We start from the raw sequence: 14934 nt of genomic DNA, 5'->3' as shown, positions 1-14934 counted from the left end.
GCCCGCAGCCACCTCGGCTGGTCCCGCATGCGGCGGGCCGACCCGAACCCCGGCCACCGGGCGGCCGGCCGACCCGGCGCTCGCCCGCATCCGCGCGGCCCTGTACGCCGCCGCCCCGATCGACCACGTGGCGCGGATCCTCCGTCGGGTGGCCGCGCCCCTGCTCCTCGAGCTGCCGCCGGCCGAGGTCCACCTGGGCGGCATCGAGGACGTGCTCGCGGTCTTCGGCGTGCCCGGTCCCGCGGACCGGGCCGCCGGTCCCTTCGCCGCGGCGCTGGACCTGCCGACCACCGTCGCCGGGTTCTGGGCGCAGCTCGAGGACGCCGGACGCTGGCGCCCGGAGGACGACGACGCCGGCGGCCTGTGAGGACCGCCGGCGCCGGCAGCTGGGGCAGCCAGGCTCAGCCGACGGCCGGCTCCGCCGCGTCGACCTCACCCAGGTAGGCCCGCAGCACGTCCGCGTGCTCCAGCACCTCCTCGGGCGCGCCGGTCGCGATGACCGTCCCCTGGTCCATCGCGACGAGGCGGTCACACACGTCCCGCATCAGGCCCAGGTCGTGGTCGATGAGGACCACGGTCAGCCCCATCTCGTCGCGCAGCCGGTGCAGGACGCTGGTGAGCCACGCGCGCTCGGCATGGCTGACGCCGGCGCCGGGCTCGTCGAGGAGCAGCACGTGCGGCTGGGTGGCGAGCGCGGCCGCCAGCTCGACCAGGCGCCGGGTCCCGGTGGTCAGCGCGTCCACCCGGGCGGTCGCGTGGTGGGCGAGGCCGACGATCTCCAGCAGCGCCTCGGGGGTGTGCTCGGACGAGCCGCCGCGCCGCAGGGCCACCTCGACCACCTCGTGCACGGTCATGCTGGGGAAGAGGAGCGCGTTCTGGAACGACCGGACGAGGCCGAGCCGGCACCGGGCCTCCGGCGTACGGCGGGTGACGTCGCGGCCGAGCAGGCTCACCGAGCCGGCGTCGGGGGCGACGAACCCCGTGATGATCTCGAAGAGCGTCGTCTTGCCGGCCCCGTTCGCGCCGACGATGCCGACCAGCTCGCCGTCCTCGACCCGGAGGTCGACCCCGTCGACAGCGCGGACGCCGCCGAACGACCGGGAGACACCGCTCACCTCGAGCACCACGCGACCCGGCTCCGGGGTCCGCATCCGGCTGGCGAGGACCTCGGCCACCTCCTCCGGCTCGACCGGCTCCGGCTCGACCGGCTCCGCCACCGGGAGGTCGGCGGCGGGCCCGGCCTCCGCGGGCGCGCCGCGCCAGGCGGGCTGGATGCCCCGGAGCCTGCCGAGCTCCTCGATCGCCCAGTCCCGCACCGGCACCAGGACGCCGGCGAGGCCGGCCGGCTGGAGCACGATCAGGGTGAGCACCAGCAGGGTGAGGCCGGAGATCGCCAGCGCGTCCAGCCCGGCCAGGAGCGGCACGCCCTGGACCAGGCCGGCGCCGGCGATCGGCCCGCCGATCGTGCCCAGGCCGCCGGCCACGGTGGAGGTGACCACCGTGATGCTCGCGCCCGGGTCGAAGTCGGCCGCGCTGAGGTAGGTCCGGGAGTGCGCCAGCACGGCGCCGCCGAGACCGGCGATCGCGCCCGCCGCCAGGAAGCAGAGGGCCCGCAGGCGTCGTACCCGCACCCCCAGGGCCCGGGCCGCGGGCTCGTTGTCGCGGGCCGCCCGCAGCTCGCGGCCGAACCGCGAGCCCCAGAGCCGGCGCAGGCCGAGCCCGACGGCGACCAGCACGACGAGCACGACGTACAGGTAGGACTTCGGGCCGTCCAGCGCCAGCGAGCCGACCATCGGCTGGTCCGGGACCACGCCGGTGCCGAACGCCCAGTCCTGCCGGAACAGCCAGGACGCCGAGCAGACCGCGAAGGCGAGGCTGGAGATCTCCAGCGCCATCGGGCGGTTGCGCAGGGCGGGCAGCCCGAGGACCAGCCCGACGACCGCGCCGGCCGCGGCGCCGCAGACGATCCCGAGCAGCACGTTGCCGCCCGTCGCCGACGCGACCTTGACCGAGACGACCGCGCCGACGCCGGCCACGGCGACCTGGCCCAGTGAGAGCACGCCGGCCATGCCGGTCAGCAGCGCGACCGAGCAGACGACGATCGCGAGCGCCATCGTGGTCAGCACCGCGAAGTTGAAGGCGTTGCTGCGCCACAGTGGGAGCGTGGCGACCGTGACCGTGGCCAGCAGGCCGATCAGCAGCGGGAAGTGCCGGACCTCGGGCAGGTGCCGGTAGCGGGCGTCGACCGCCGGCAGCCGGGTGGCCGACCAGGTGGTCTCCACCTGGGTCGAGCGGGCCGGCGGGCGCAGGAACAGCAGCCAGACCAGCACCACCACGGCCAGCACGATGTCGGCCAGCCCCGCGCGGCTCGGGTCGGTCCGGGCGATCGTGTCGAGCAGGCCGATCACCACGCCGGCCGCGAAGGCCACCCCGACGCGCGTGAAGCGGGCGATCACCGCGGCGGCCAGGCCCCGCAGCAGCAGCGACGGGCCGAGCGTGGCGATGCCGGCGATGCCCTGGGTCGGCCACAGCAGGGTGGCCGAGAACGCGGCGACCGCGCCGGCGAGCGCCCAGGTGGCGGTCGCGGTCGCGCTCGGCGAGATGCCCGAGGTCCAGGTCGCGTCGGGGTTCGTCGCCGTGGCGCGGATGGCCAGGCCGAGCGGCGTCCGGGCGAGCACGAACCACACCGCCAGCGCGACCACCGGCCCCAGCACGAGCAGCGCGGTGTAGGCGGGGCTGGCGGTGACGCCGCCGACCTGCATCGACGGCAGCCCGGGCGGTAGCGGGAACGTCGGCCCCGCCGTCGCCTTGGTGTTGATGCTGAACGAGAGCGCCAGCAGGAACTGGGCGAGCGCCAGCGTGACCACCACGCCGACGACGTGCGGCGCCGAGGCCACCCGCCGGACGACGAGGACCTGGGCGAGCGCCCCGGCCAGCGCCGCGGCGCCGATGCCGAGGGCGAACGCCAGCCAGTACGGGAGGTGGTAGACGACGACGAGCGTGCCGACCACCGACGCGCCGAAGACCCCGAGCGCGCCCTGGGCGAAGTTCACGAACCGGCTGACCCGGTAGACGAGGGTCAGCCCGATCGCGAGCAGCCCGATCGGGATGCCGCTGAGCACCCCCAGGAAGAGGGTGGTGCCGGAGGTGTCGAACCCTGCCATCGTCAGGCTCCCGTCGTGGCGTGGGCGTGCATGAGGACATCGGTGACCCGCGCGGGGTCGGCCAGCAGCTCGTCGCGGGTCCCGCTCAGCGCGATCCGGCCGCGGTCGAGCACGTAGGCCCGGGTCGCCAGGTCGAGGGCGACCGGGACGGACTGCTCGACCACCAGCACCGCGGTGCCGCGGGCGTTGATGGTGCGCACCATCGCGGCCAGCTGGTCGACCACCGACGGCGCCAGGCCGAGCGAGAACTCGTCGATCATCAGGATCTCCGGGTCCCCGATCAGTCCCTGCGCGACCGCCAGCATCTGGTGCTGGCCGCCGGAGAGGGTGCCGGCCAGCTGGTCGCGGCGCTCCGCGATCCACGGGAACTCGTCGTAGACGGCCTCGAGCCCACCGTCGACGGCCTCGTGCCGGCCAGCGATGCGGCGAGCGAACACGCGGAGGTTCTCCTCCACCGTCATGGTGCCGAAGACGGCGTGGCCGCCGACGACCAGGCTGACACCGAGCCGCGCGCGGGCCGCGGCGCTGGCGCGGCTGACGTCGACGCCGTGGTACTCGATGCGCCCGCGGGCGGGCGCCTGGAGTCCGGCGAGGGTGCGCAGCAGCGTGGTCTTGCCGGCGCCGTTGTTGCCGATCAGCGCCACCACCTCGCCGCGGAGCACCTCCAGGTCGACGTCGGCGAGGACCTCGGTGCCGCCGAGCGACACGCTGGCGCGCCGGGCGGCCACGACGACCTCGCCGGGCGCGGTGCCGGCGAGCTCCCCGCGGACCCGGCCGACCTCGTAGGAGTCGGCCGCGACCACCGTGCGGACGTCGTCGCGGAAGGTGATCGCAGGAGCCGGGCGGCCGCGCCGCAGCCGGAGCGCGATCACGACGTGCGCGGCGATGAGCACCAGCGAGACGGCGAGCAGGACGGTGTGGGCGGGCTCGGTGTCGAAGGCCAGCTGGCTGAGCATGTAGGTGAACAGCAGGGCGTAGGAGATGTAGCCGTTGATCGTGCGCAGGTTCCACCGCGGGTTCGGGAACCCGAAGACCGAGAACGAGTAGACCGCGTGGGTGATCAGCAGCGCCGTGGAGACGCCCTGGACCAGCACGTCCGCCGTGGCCACCCAGGTCCCGAGCGTGCCGGAGGCGTTGTCGTGCCACCAGCCGAGCAGGTAGGAGCCCGGGAAGGCGACCGCCAGCCCCACACCCAGGTAGCGGTTCCAGCGGGTCGAGCGCCGCTTGCGCTCGGCCCGCTCGTTGTCGTCCCGGCCGCCGGCGGGGCCGAGCAGCGCCGGCGCGCCGGCGCGCTGCCGGGCACCGCGCTTGCGCGCCGCCCTGCGCTCCTCCTCGGCCCGCAGCGACCGGAGCCCGGTCGCGACGATGCCGGCCAGCAGCAGGAGCTCACCGGTGTTGCTGAGCACCGGGTCGCTGGCCCAGAACGCGGCGATGACGAACATCGCGGCGGCGCCGAGGAACATCCAGTGGCTGCGGCCGTACCGGGCGATCGCCCCGCCCAGCAGCAGCAGGCAGACCACGGTGACGATCTCCTTGATCGGCGGTCCGCCCGCGCTGGTGTGGCCGTAGGAGAGCAGACCGTGCTCGTACTCCGGGGCGAGGTGGAGCTTCACCACGTCGTCCAGGACGCCGAGCATGATCGCGATGTAGACCACGAATCCCCACCCGGTCGCCGCCTCGCGGCGGCTGAACCGGGCGATCCCGAAGCGCGAGGCGCAGGTGAAGGCGAACATGACCAGCAGCGGAGTGCCGAGCGCGTGCCCGGCGTACCGCGGCATGCTGAGGACGTGCAGCACGTCGCCCTCGCCGATGGTCGTGCCGAGGGCCAGGATCGCGTTGTCGTAGACGAGGGCGGCGGCGACCAGCGTCGGGATCAGCCAGTCCCAGGACCGGGTGCGACGCAGGGTCCGCAGCGCGATGACGAACAACCCCAGCTGGCAGAGCGCGACCAGGGCGAGGGCGACGGCCGTCACGTCAGGAGCCCGCGGTGAAGGCGAGCTCGTCGTCGCCGTAGACGAACGAGCTGCTGCCGGCGTCCCAGGTCAGCACCCGGTAGGCGCTGGCCGGGGCGAAGACGTTGCCGCCGAGGTCGGTGCCGAGCGACATCGCCGCCTGCCAGTCGGCGCCCGCCGCGTTCTCCGCGACGTTCGCCGCGCTCAGGACGGCGCCGTCCTCGCCCCCGGCGGCCTGGAGCAGGGTGAGCGCGTCGCAGTACTGGAACGCGGTCGCGGCCGACGCCCGGTCGGCGATCTCCACGCCGCCCTCGGCGAGCGCGTCCACGCAGGCCTGCTCGGCGTCGGTGGCCGGGAAGTCGTCGTTGCGGACGTCCTTGGGCGGCAGGAAGCCGATGCCGGAGACGTAGTCCAGGCTTCCGGGCGGGAAGATCTGGGCGTTGTCGGAGAAGAAGCCCGGCAGGTCGAAGGAGCTGAGCGCGTACGCCGGGGCGAAGCCGGTCTGTCCGCCGAAGAACATCAGCTGCGCGGCGGTGTCGGGGTTGCCGACGACCAGGGCCTTGGTGACCTCCTCGCGCTGCAGGGTGCCGATGGCCGCCTGGATGGAGGCGCCGGTGGCGTCGGCCGGGTCGAAGGTCGCCACCGCTGCGTCGATGCCGGCCTCCTCGAGCGCCGGCAGCATGCCGCCCTCGACGACGGAGGCCGCGCCCTCGCCGTCCTTCTGCGCGATCCCGACCTTGTCGCCGGGGGCGAGGAAGCCGCTGGCGACCAGGCCCTCGACCTGTCCGGCCATGGCGCTGCCCCACTCGGGCAGGCTCGGGGTCCAGAGGTACGGCGCGTGCTCGTCGAGTTCGGTCGTGGTGAGCGGGGCGAGCGTCTGGTCGATCATCATGGTCGCGGCGCCGGAGTAGCAGGCGCGGGCGGTGCCCTGGTACTGGCCGCGCAGGACCACCGCGAAGACCTCGTCGTCGCGGGTGAACGCCTGGCACAGCGCCTCCTCGCTCTGCGGGGAGTCGGTGGAGGTGTCGAACTCGCGGATCACGGGCTCGACGGTGCGGCCGGCGATGCCGCCGTTGGCGTTGACCCAGTCGACGAGGGCGTTGATCGTCTTCTCGGCCGGCGGCTCCTCGGGCGTCACGAAGCCGGAGTTGCCGGCGGTGTCGTCCTTGAGGGCGACGAAGCCGATCTTGACGGTGTCGTCGGTGACACCGGGGCCGGGCTCACCGGCGTCGACGGCGGTCGGCTCCTGCTCCGACGCGGTCGAGGAGCAGGCGGCGAGGCTGGAGCCGACGACCACGAGGGCCGCGGCGGCCAGGCCGCGTCGTACGAGGGTGGAGCGGGCAGGCTGAAGCGAGCTGCGAAGCATGTGGGTGTCCTTTGCGGAAGAGATCGACCCCGCGGGCGTCCCGATCGACCGTGCGAGGGCACGGGCGGGCGGCGGGGATGGCTACGCCGGCGGGCGCAACCGACGGCCCGCGCGGTCGCGGGTCGTCAGCAGGGCAGGGCGCAGCGGGGCGGAGATCTCATTCCGCACTGGTGGGCGATCACCGAGGGGCCGCGGAGCACGTCCAGGGCGGTGATCAGGAGCCGCAGGGGCGTCGCGACGACCGGGCTGGCGACGGCCAGCCGGACGATGGCGCGGGCGCAGCGCGACGCCAGCCGGGCGCCGACCGCGACCAGCGCGACGGCGGCGGCGAGCGCGAGGGCGAGCAGGTGCTGCATCGCGATCCGGCCGAGGTCGGGCGGCAGCGTCGTGCCCTCGGTCCGGTTGATCCACTCCACCCCGACGCCGCTGTAGACCTCCTGGGCCGCGAACATCACGGCGGTGCAGGCGCAGATCGCGCGCAGCGGGTCGGCGGAGGAGCACCAGCCGGCGGACAGGGCGCGGTGCACGACGAGGACCACCGGGACGGCGACCAGCGCCAGCAGCGCGGCGGCCGCGACCCCGTGTCCCCCGGCCAGCGGCCCCTGGAGGGCCAGCAGGGCCGCGAAGAGCGCGAGCCCACGGCGCCGCCCACCCAGGGGGCGCGGCGTCGGGTTCATCGAGCTCTCCCTGGCGGGTGGGAACGGAGGACGGTGAACGGGAAAATATATGCTAGAGGATCGCCGGGTCCAGCGTTTGCCGGGGATTCGTCGAAATTGTGTCCCCACGACCACCGGCCCGGAACGCGCTGCGCCCTCCGGCCGCGCGTCGGGGCCGGAGGGCGCAGCAGGGAGCAGCAGAGCGGCTCAGACGCCTTCCTGCACCGGGAAGATCTGGTCGGCGACCAGGCCGTGCGCCTCGCGGTGCACGGTGTGGGCGGCGTGCTCGTCGGGGGCCTCGACCAGGCAGAAGATCTTGCCCTGCGCCTCGTCGACCCAGTAGCGCAGGTAGTTGACGCCGTGGTCGCCCTGCGTGGCCAGGTCGGCCTGGTGGGCCTGGGCGACGTCGTCCATGGTGACGGCTTCGCCGAGGTCGTGAACGTCCATGTAGAGCGGCATTGCGGTGTTCCTCTCGGGATGGGTGTCGTGCTGACCCCTCATTGGTACGCCGCGGCGCGGGTGCCGCTCATCGGTAGCGGCTACCCAGATCAGTGGCCCGGGCCCGGCTACCTACGCGCCCCTGCCCACGAGCTCGCGCCTGCTGCGGACACCGACCTTCGCGAGGATCGAGGCGACGTGGTGCTCCGCGGTCCGGCGCGAGATGACCAGCGCCTCGGCGATCGCCGCGTCGCTCAGGCCCCGCTCGACCAGGCCGAGCACCTCCTGCTCGCGGGCGGTCAGCCCGTCGGGGTGGGCGCTGGACCGGGTGGCGCGGGGCACCGGCGCCCCCTGGGCGCGGAGCAGCGCCCGGGCGCGCTGGGCGGCCGCGGCCGCGCCGACGCCGTCGAAGAGGCGGACCGCCTCCGCCAGGGCCGCGGGGTCACCGCTGCGGGCCAGCGCGAGGGCGCGCTCGAACGGCGAGGCCGCCGACGCCCACCAGTCGGCGGCCTCGGCCCACCGGCCGGCCCGCTCGGCGGCGTACGGCTCGGCGAGCGGGCCGGCGACGACGACGTCCGCAGCGAGCCAGGTGGCCACCTGGCCGCGCAACCACGGGCAGTCGGCGGTGGCCACGCGGGGCCACGCCTCGGTGGCCAGCCGCACCGCCTCCGCCGGGTCCCCGGCGATCCAGGCCGCCTCGCACCGCGCCGCGGCGGTGGGCGCGACGCGCTGCGACTCCCCCATCTCCTCGGACATCGCGACCGCCCGGGCGAACGGCGCGTCGCTGTCCCCCTCGCCGCTGCGCGCGGCCAGCTGGGCCACCACCAGCAGCGGCTCCAGCGTGCCGACCGCGTTGGTGCCGCCGCGCATCACCGACTCGGCGTCGGCGCGGGCCTCCGCGACCAGGCCGCGGTCCAGGCGCAGCCGTGCCCGCCAGCCGACCAGGTAGGTGGTCCAGGAGTCGAGGTCGCGGTCGGTGCAGTAGCCGAGCCCCTCCTCCAGGTAGCGGTGCGCCTCCTCGTGGCGGCGCTGGGTGACGGCGCTGGAGCCGAGGTTGCAGTAGGCCCGGGCGGCGTGCTCGTGCAGGTTCGCGGCGCGCGCGCCGGCCAGCGAGTCGACCAGCATCCGCTGGCCGCTGCCGAGGTCGCCGGCCACGACCTCCATCGTGCCCAGGTTGTTGAGCGCGTGGACCCGCACCTCGGTCGGCCCGGCGCCGGCCCGCTGCGCGTCGGGGAGCTTGTCGAGCACCGCGAACGCCCGGTCGCTCCACTCCCTGGTGCCGGTCAGGTCGCTGGCCAGCATCGCGAGCGAGGCACGGTGGCTGAGCGCCATCGCCTCCTCCGGCGAGCCGCTGCCGTCGAGCAGCCCGACCGCCCGCTCGGCGAGGTCCAGCGCCGCGACGTTGCGGCCGGCGAACCACTGCAGCCGGGACTCGCACCGCCAGGCGTCGCCGACCCGCACCCCGTCCCCGAGCGACTCCCAGAGGTCGCGGGCACGGTCCACCGCCTCGACGGCCGCATCGATCCGGCTGGTCAGGTAGTACTCGTAGCCCAGGTCCCAGGAGAGCTGGGCGCGCTCGCCCGCGGGCAGGTCGTCCGCGTGGCGCAGCGCCCGCTCGAACTGCCGTGCGGCCTCCCGGTGCGCCCCCATCTCCGCGGCCCGGGCTCCCGCCGGCCGGGCGTGGGCCACGGTCGCCCCACGGTCCCGCGCCTCCTCCGCGTGGTGGGCCAGCCGGGCGGGGTCGGCGCCGCGCTCGCTCAGGGCGGACAGCAGCCGCCGGTGCAGCTCGGTCGCGCGACCGGGCGGCACCTCGGCGAGCACCGCCCGCCGGGCGAGCTCGTGGCGGAACAGCAGGTCGTCCCCGGAGCGGCGGACCAGGCCGCGCTCCAGCGCCTCGTCCAGCACGCCCAGCCCCGCACCGAGCCGCCCCGCGCCGACCAGGCCCGTCAGCACGTCGTCGAGCAGGTCGGCCTCGGCCCGCGAGCCCGCCAGCGCCACCACCTCCAGCGCCCGCCGGGCGTCCTCGCCGAGCCGGGAGGCGCGGGCCAGCACGGCGTCGCGCACCGTCTGCGGCAGCGCGCCGGTCCCCGCCGCGAGCGCCTCGGTGACGAAGAACGGGTTGCCGCCGGTCACTGCGTACAGGTCCGCGGCGTCGCCGCCCGTCTCGGCCGGGTCGTGCTCGGCCACCAGCCGGGCCACCCCCTCGGGCGTCAGCGGCGACAGGTCGATGCGGCGGGTGCCGGTGGCCGACGCGGTGTCGCCCAGCAGGACGCGGAGCGGGTCGCCGGCGGCGGTGTCCTCCGGGCGGTAGCTGACCATCACCAGCGCCCGGCAGGAGTGGATCCGGCGGGCCAGGTGGCGGACGAGGTCGATCGTCGCCTCGTCGGCCCAGTGCGCGTCCTCGACCACCACCAGGTACGGCAGCGGGCCGGGCGGCTCGCGGAGCGCGGCCAGCAGGCCCGCGAAGACCTCGCCGCGGGAGGCGCCGTCGGGCCAGACGTCCGGGGGCAGGTCCGGGGCCATGTCCGCCAGCGGCCCCAGCGGCGGCGGCGTCGCGGAGCCGTCGCACCAGCCGACCACGGGCACCGCGCCGCCGAGGGCGACCAGGTGGTCCAGGAACGTCGTCTTGCCGACGCCCGCCTCGCCCGCGACGTAGACCAGCCGACCGCGCCCGGCCGCCGCGTCGGCCAGGTAGCCCCGGGCGGCGCGGACCTGTTCGTCGCGCTCGAGCAGGGCCATGGATCGATGCTAGGACCGCCGCCCGTCCACGCCACCCGATTGGAGCAGCCGGTACGCCGCGACCTTGAGCCGGTCGTTGACCAGGAACCAGGCCAGCGCGTAGACCCACACCAGCGCGGCGTACCCCCACCCGACCGGCGCCATCAGGATGCCGGTCGCCGCGATCACGGTGGCCACCGCCTGGGTGCCGACCACCGCCCCCACCAGCAGCCGCGACGGCGCGGGCGGCGACCAGAACGGCCCGCGGGTGCGGGTCAGGAAGATCGTCAGGTGCCCGGCGACCGACAGCTTGAGGTAGATCAGGGTGCGGGCGGTGTCGCGGTCCAGGCCGAAGGACTCGGTGGCCAGGACGAAGAGCAGGAACGAGGCGGCGACCCCCGCGACGCCGAGCACCGTGGCGATGGTCAGCACGCTGCGCATGTCCCAGGAGACGGGGCGCCGGGCGCCCTGGACGTGGTCGTAGGCGATGGCCAGGATCGCGCCGTCGTTGAGCACCGCCAGCAGCACGATCATGACCGGGGTGACCGGGAAGAAGTTGAAGGCGACGATGGCGAGGGTGACCAGCAGCAGCACCCGGACGGTCTCCGCGATCCGGTACGTCGCGTAGTTCGTCATCCGCGCGAAGATCTCGCGTGCCAGGCCGATCGCCTCGACGATCACCGACAGGCCCGGGGCGAGCAGGACCACGTCGGCCGCGGCGCGGGCGGCGTCGGTGGCGCCCTGGACGGCGATCCCGGCGTCCGCCTGCTTCAGCGCCGGGGCGTCGTTGACGCCGTCGCCGGTCATCCCGACGATGTGGCCCCGGGCCTGGAGCAGCCGGACGATGGCGTGCTTGTGCTCGGGGAACACCTCGCCGAAGCCGTCGCTCCGCTCGACCGTCTCGGCCAGCTCCGCGTCGGGACGCCCGTCGAGCTCGCCGGCGCGCAGCAGCCGGTCGCCGATCCCGACCTGGCGCGCTATCTCGGCGCCGATCGCCACCTGGTCCCCGGTCACCATCTTCACGTCGACGCCGAGCTGGCGCGCGGCCCGGACGGTCGCCGCGGAGTCCTCCCGCGGCGGGTCCGCGATCGGGAGCACCCCGAGCAGCCGCCAGCCGCCGCGCGGCCCGGCGCGGGCGACGGCGAGCGAGCGGTAGCCGCGCCGCGCGAACTCCTCGGCGCGCTCACCGACCGCCGACGCCGCGGGGTCCTCGGGGCACAGCGCGACGACCGCCTGGGGCGCGCCCTTGGTGCACAGGACCACGGCACCGTCGACGCCGCGGACGGCCGCCTCGGTGCGCTTGGACACCGGGTCGAACGGAGTGAACTGCTCGGTCCGTCCCGTGGGGGTGACCGAGCGCGCCTCGGCCGCCGCCAGCACGGCGGCGTCGATCGGGTCCCGGTCCTCCGCTCGCGACGCCGCCGCGGCGGCCTCCAGCAGCGCCGTCTCGTCGATCCCGGGCACGGGCCACGGCTCGCTGACGGCCAGCCGGTTCTGGGTGAGGGTGCCCGTCTTGTCCGAGCACAGCACGTCGATGCCGCCGAGCTCCTCCACCGCCGGCAGGTGGCTGACCACGGCCTCGCGGCGAGCCAGCTGGCGCGCGCCGACGGCCATCGTCACCGACAGCACGGCCGGCAGCGCGACCGGCACCGAGGCGATGGTGAGCACCAGGGCGAACTCCAGCGTCTCCAGCGCCGGGTTGCCGCGCGCCACGGAGACGACGCTGATCAGCGCCACCAGCACCACCGCGACGACGATCAGGAAGTGGCCGATCCGCAGCACCGCGCGCTGGAAGTGGCTGACCGTGCCGGCCGCCTCGACCAGCGCCGTGGTCCGGCCGAAGAAGCTGTCGGCACCGGTCGCGTAGACCAGGGCGTCGGACTCCCCGCGCGCGACCACCGAGCCGGAGTACAGCGCGTCGCCGGCGCCGCGCGCGACGGGCAGCGACTCCCCCGTGAGCGCCGACTGGTCGACCTGCAGCTCGTCGTCGGCGAGCAGCCGCGCGTCCGCGGGCACGACGTCGCCCAGCCGCACCCGCAGCACGTCCCCCGGCACCACCTCCCTGACCGGCACCGCCGCCCAGGCGCCGTCCCGCCGCACCCGCGCGGTGCCGGAGAGCCGCTGCTTCAAGGCCGCGATCGCGTTCGCGGCCTGATGCTCCTCGACGTAGGCGACCACGCCGTTCATCGCCAGCAGCACGCCGATGATCACCGCGTCGGCCCAGTGCCCGACGAGCAGGGAGAGGACCAGCGCGACCTCGATCATCCACGGGATCGGCGCCCAGAAGTACCCCGCCAGGACGAGCAGCGGGTGGCGGTGCTCCTCGGCGATCTCGTTCGGGCCGTGCCGCTCCAGCCGCGCCGCGGCCTCGGCCGAGGTCAGCCCGTCGCCGCCCGCCCGCAGCTCGGCCTCGAGGTCCGCCAGCGGCATCACCGCCAGGCCGTCGGCCGCCTCGGGTGAGGTCGACACTCCGTTCACCTCCCGCCGTCGGGTCCGCCCACCCCTCCAGACTGCCGCCGGTACCCACACGCCACAGGAGGCGAAGGCCCCGAACGGGTGCGACCACCGCACCCGCCCCACGGTCGCGCCGCCCCCGGGGACTACCGTTCGAGCGGCGCGCCCCCGTGCCGCCACCCGCCGACCTGCCGAGCACCGAGGACCACTCCCATGCCTGACCGCACCCCCCGCACGCCCGCACCGGACCAGCCGGTCGCCGTCGTCACCGGCGCCAGCAGCGGCATCGGCGAGGCCACCGCCCGCGGACTGGCCGACGCCGGCTACTTCGTCGTGCTCGGCGCCCGCCGCGTCGAGCTCGTCGAGAGGATCGCCGCCGACCTCGGCGGCCTCGGCCTGGCCCTCGACGTCACCGACGAGGAGTCGGTCGCGGCGTTCGCTGCGGCGGTTCCCCGGTGCCACCTGCTCGTCAACAACGCCGGCGGCGCGCTCGGCACCGACGCGGTCGCGGAGGCGAACCTCGACGACTGGCAGTGGATGTACGACGTCAACGTGCTCGGCACCGTGCGGATGATCCGCGCCCTGATGCCCACCCTCGAGGCGTCCGGCGACGGCCAGGTGATCAACATCGGCTCCGTCGCCGCCCGCGAGCCCTACCGCGGCGGGGCCGGCTACAACGCCGCCAAGCACGCCGTCGCCGCCCTCACCCGCGTGCTGCGCATCGAGCTGCTCGGCAAGCCGATCCGGGTCTGTGAGATCGACCCCGGGATGGTGCAGACCGACTTCAGCCTGGTCCGGTTCAAGGGCGACCAGGCCAAGGCCGACGCCGTCTACGCCGGCGTCGACCCGCTGCGCCCCGAGGACGTCGCCGACGCCGTGGTCTGGGCCGCCACCCGCCCGGCCCGCGTCAACATCGACCAGATCCTGATGCTGGCCCGCGACCAGAGCTCCGCCCAGGTGGTCCACCGCCGCGACGCCTGAGCCCGGCGGGTCCGGGCCGAGCCTCGGCGCCGGGCCACGCCCTCACGGACGCAGGACCTGGACCCGCTCCAGGACCTCGTCGAGCTGGCGCCGGGCATCCTCGCTGCCCAGCGGGACCTCGGCGACCACGGTGAACCCGACCGGCGGGCCGCCCGCCGGGCCGTCGGCGAGCCCGAAGCAGGCGGTGGTCAGCGTGCGCGCGCGCCCGGCCGGCTGCCAGTCGAACCGGCGCAGCGTCGCCTCCCGCACGCCGCCGACGGCGACGCGGCGGCGACCGTGGTCGCGCAGGTCCCGCAGGAACGGCGCCCGGCTGAACGCCACCTCCTCGACGTCCTCGACCGTCGCGCCCTCCCACATCTCGCTGAGCCGCACCGTGGCCAGGTAGGTCTCGGTGCTGAGCTGGACCTCCTCGACCGCGTCCCAGCCGTCCGGGGCGACCCAGGTCGGCGGCACCTCGGCGATCGGGCCCGGCGGCTGCACCAGCCGCGAGGCGAGCACGTGGAGCTGGTCGAGGACCCGGGCCCGGTACGCCGGCGCGGTGCCCGCCAGGACCGCGAGCAGCGGCTCTCCGTCGACGCCGGTGCTGCCGGCGCACGCGAGCGAGAACCCGCTGGGCGCGCCCGTCCCCGGGTGGGCGAAGAGGTCGAGCACGGCGGGCTCGCCGAGCAGGGTGTCCCACAGCGCGTGGCCGGGCCGGCCCGGGTCGGCGCCGAGCAGCCGCTGGTGCAGCATCCGCAGCCGGCTCAGCGGTGGGTGCAGGAAGCCGGCGCTCGGCAGCGAGCGGACGTCGACCAGGCAGGCGACGAGCTCGCAGACGCCGTCCTCCTCGAGGATGCTCTCGCGGCCGTCGTACCGGACCGTGCGGGGGTCGGGCACCAGCCGCAGCAGCCGCGCGGCACCCCAGCCGGGCGGCGGGGAGCAGGAGAGCCGCGGGGCCCAGAGCGCGGGCGGCGCGCCCATCGAGCCGGCGTCGTGCACCGACCGTTCCAAGGACCTCGCCGGCCAGTCCTCGGGGCCCTCCGGGCCGCCCTCGGGCGGCAGGTCGGCGACGGTGCCCGCGAGCTCGCCCACCACGACCCACGACGGGCCGTCCGCGTGTGGGAGGCCGACGACGACATCTACTGGGGTCCCGAGACCGAGTGGCTCGGTGGCGACGAGGGCGGCGCGCAGCGCTACACCGGCGAGCGCGACCTCGACGACCCGCT

General features: G+C 75.6%; 10 protein-coding genes. 2 read left to right on the top strand and 8 right to left on the bottom strand.

What is annotated here, in order from left to right; translation table 11 throughout:
• A partial coding sequence (locus ABLM29_RS21035) for a hypothetical protein (protein WP_349716557.1) occupies window positions 1–367 on the top strand: 367 nt, incomplete at its 5' end.
• Window positions 368–401: 34 nt separating this feature from the next.
• Here ABLM29_RS21035 and ABLM29_RS21030 read toward each other — a convergent pair.
• The 7 genes from ABLM29_RS21030 to ABLM29_RS21000 all read right to left on the bottom strand — a co-directional run bounded on the left by ABLM29_RS21030 (window position 402) and on the right by ABLM29_RS21000 (window position 12763).
• The gene (locus ABLM29_RS21030) at window positions 402–3164 is read right to left on the bottom strand and encodes an ABC transporter permease subunit (RefSeq protein WP_349716556.1); all 2763 of its coding nucleotides are present in this window, start codon (window positions 3162–3164) and stop codon (window positions 402–404) included.
• Window positions 3165–3166: 2 nt separating this feature from the next.
• Window positions 3167–5137, bottom strand: a complete 1971-nt coding sequence (locus ABLM29_RS21025) for an ABC transporter ATP-binding protein (RefSeq protein ID WP_349716554.1) — start codon at window positions 5135–5137, stop codon at window positions 3167–3169.
• A 1-nt stretch (window position 5138) separates the two neighbouring features.
• Complete coding sequence (locus ABLM29_RS21020) at window positions 5139–6482, bottom strand: type 1 periplasmic-binding domain-containing protein (protein ID WP_349716553.1); 1344 nt, start codon at window positions 6480–6482, stop codon at window positions 5139–5141.
• Window positions 6483–6607: 125 nt separating this feature from the next.
• Window positions 6608–7159, bottom strand: coding sequence for a hypothetical protein (locus ABLM29_RS21015; RefSeq protein ID WP_349716551.1), 552 nt, complete (start codon window positions 7157–7159; stop codon window positions 6608–6610).
• A gap of 186 nt (window positions 7160–7345) precedes the next feature.
• Window positions 7346–7597 (bottom strand): DUF4242 domain-containing protein, encoded by a 252-nt coding sequence (locus tag ABLM29_RS21010; RefSeq protein WP_349716549.1) that lies wholly within the window; start codon window positions 7595–7597, stop codon window positions 7346–7348.
• A 111-nt stretch (window positions 7598–7708) separates the two neighbouring features.
• Window positions 7709–10315 carry an ATP-binding protein gene (locus tag ABLM29_RS21005; RefSeq protein ID WP_349716547.1) on the bottom strand — a complete coding sequence of 869 codons (2607 nt, stop codon included), beginning with the start codon at window positions 10313–10315 and terminating at the stop codon, window positions 7709–7711.
• Window positions 10316–10324: 9 nt separating this feature from the next.
• Window positions 10325–12763, bottom strand: coding sequence for a plasma-membrane proton-efflux P-type ATPase (locus ABLM29_RS21000; protein ID WP_349716545.1), 2439 nt, complete (start codon window positions 12761–12763; stop codon window positions 10325–10327).
• Between the two features lie 198 nt (window positions 12764–12961).
• On the opposite strand from ABLM29_RS21000, the gene ABLM29_RS20995 reads away from it, so the two are divergent.
• Window positions 12962–13729, top strand: a complete 768-nt coding sequence (locus ABLM29_RS20995) for an SDR family NAD(P)-dependent oxidoreductase (RefSeq protein WP_349716544.1) — start codon at window positions 12962–12964, stop codon at window positions 13727–13729.
• 42 nt (window positions 13730–13771) lie between these two features.
• On the opposite strand, the gene ABLM29_RS20990 is transcribed toward ABLM29_RS20995, so the two are convergent.
• The gene (locus ABLM29_RS20990; protein WP_349716543.1) at window positions 13772–14800 is read right to left on the bottom strand and encodes a hypothetical protein; all 1029 of its coding nucleotides are present in this window, start codon (window positions 14798–14800) and stop codon (window positions 13772–13774) included.
• Window positions 14801–14934 lie beyond the last annotated feature (134 nt).

Origin of the sequence: Nocardioides sp. YIM 152588 (assembly GCF_040191335.1) — a bacterium.
Lineage (GTDB): Bacteria > Actinomycetota > Actinomycetes > Propionibacteriales > Nocardioidaceae > Nocardioides.
The sequence above is the reverse complement of the archived record's forward strand: the minus strand, read 5'-3'. Positions and strand labels throughout refer to the sequence as shown.

Coding starts and splice junctions, on each gene's coding strand:
- ABLM29_RS21020 (WP_349716553.1), bottom strand. CDS start 6,482: ATGCTTCGCAGCTCGCTTCAGCCTGCCCGCTCCACCCTCGTACGACGC.
- ABLM29_RS21015 (WP_349716551.1), bottom strand. CDS start 7,159: ATGAACCCGACGCCGCGCCCCCTGGGTGGGCGGCGCCGTGGGCTCGCG.
- ABLM29_RS21005 (WP_349716547.1), bottom strand. CDS start 10,315: ATGGCCCTGCTCGAGCGCGACGAACAGGTCCGCGCCGCCCGGGGCTAC.
- ABLM29_RS20995 (WP_349716544.1), top strand. CDS start 12,962: ATGCCTGACCGCACCCCCCGCACGCCCGCACCGGACCAGCCGGTCGCC.
- ABLM29_RS21010 (WP_349716549.1), bottom strand. CDS start 7,597: ATGCCGCTCTACATGGACGTTCACGACCTCGGCGAAGCCGTCACCATG.
- ABLM29_RS21030 (WP_349716556.1), bottom strand. CDS start 3,164: ATGGCAGGGTTCGACACCTCCGGCACCACCCTCTTCCTGGGGGTGCTC.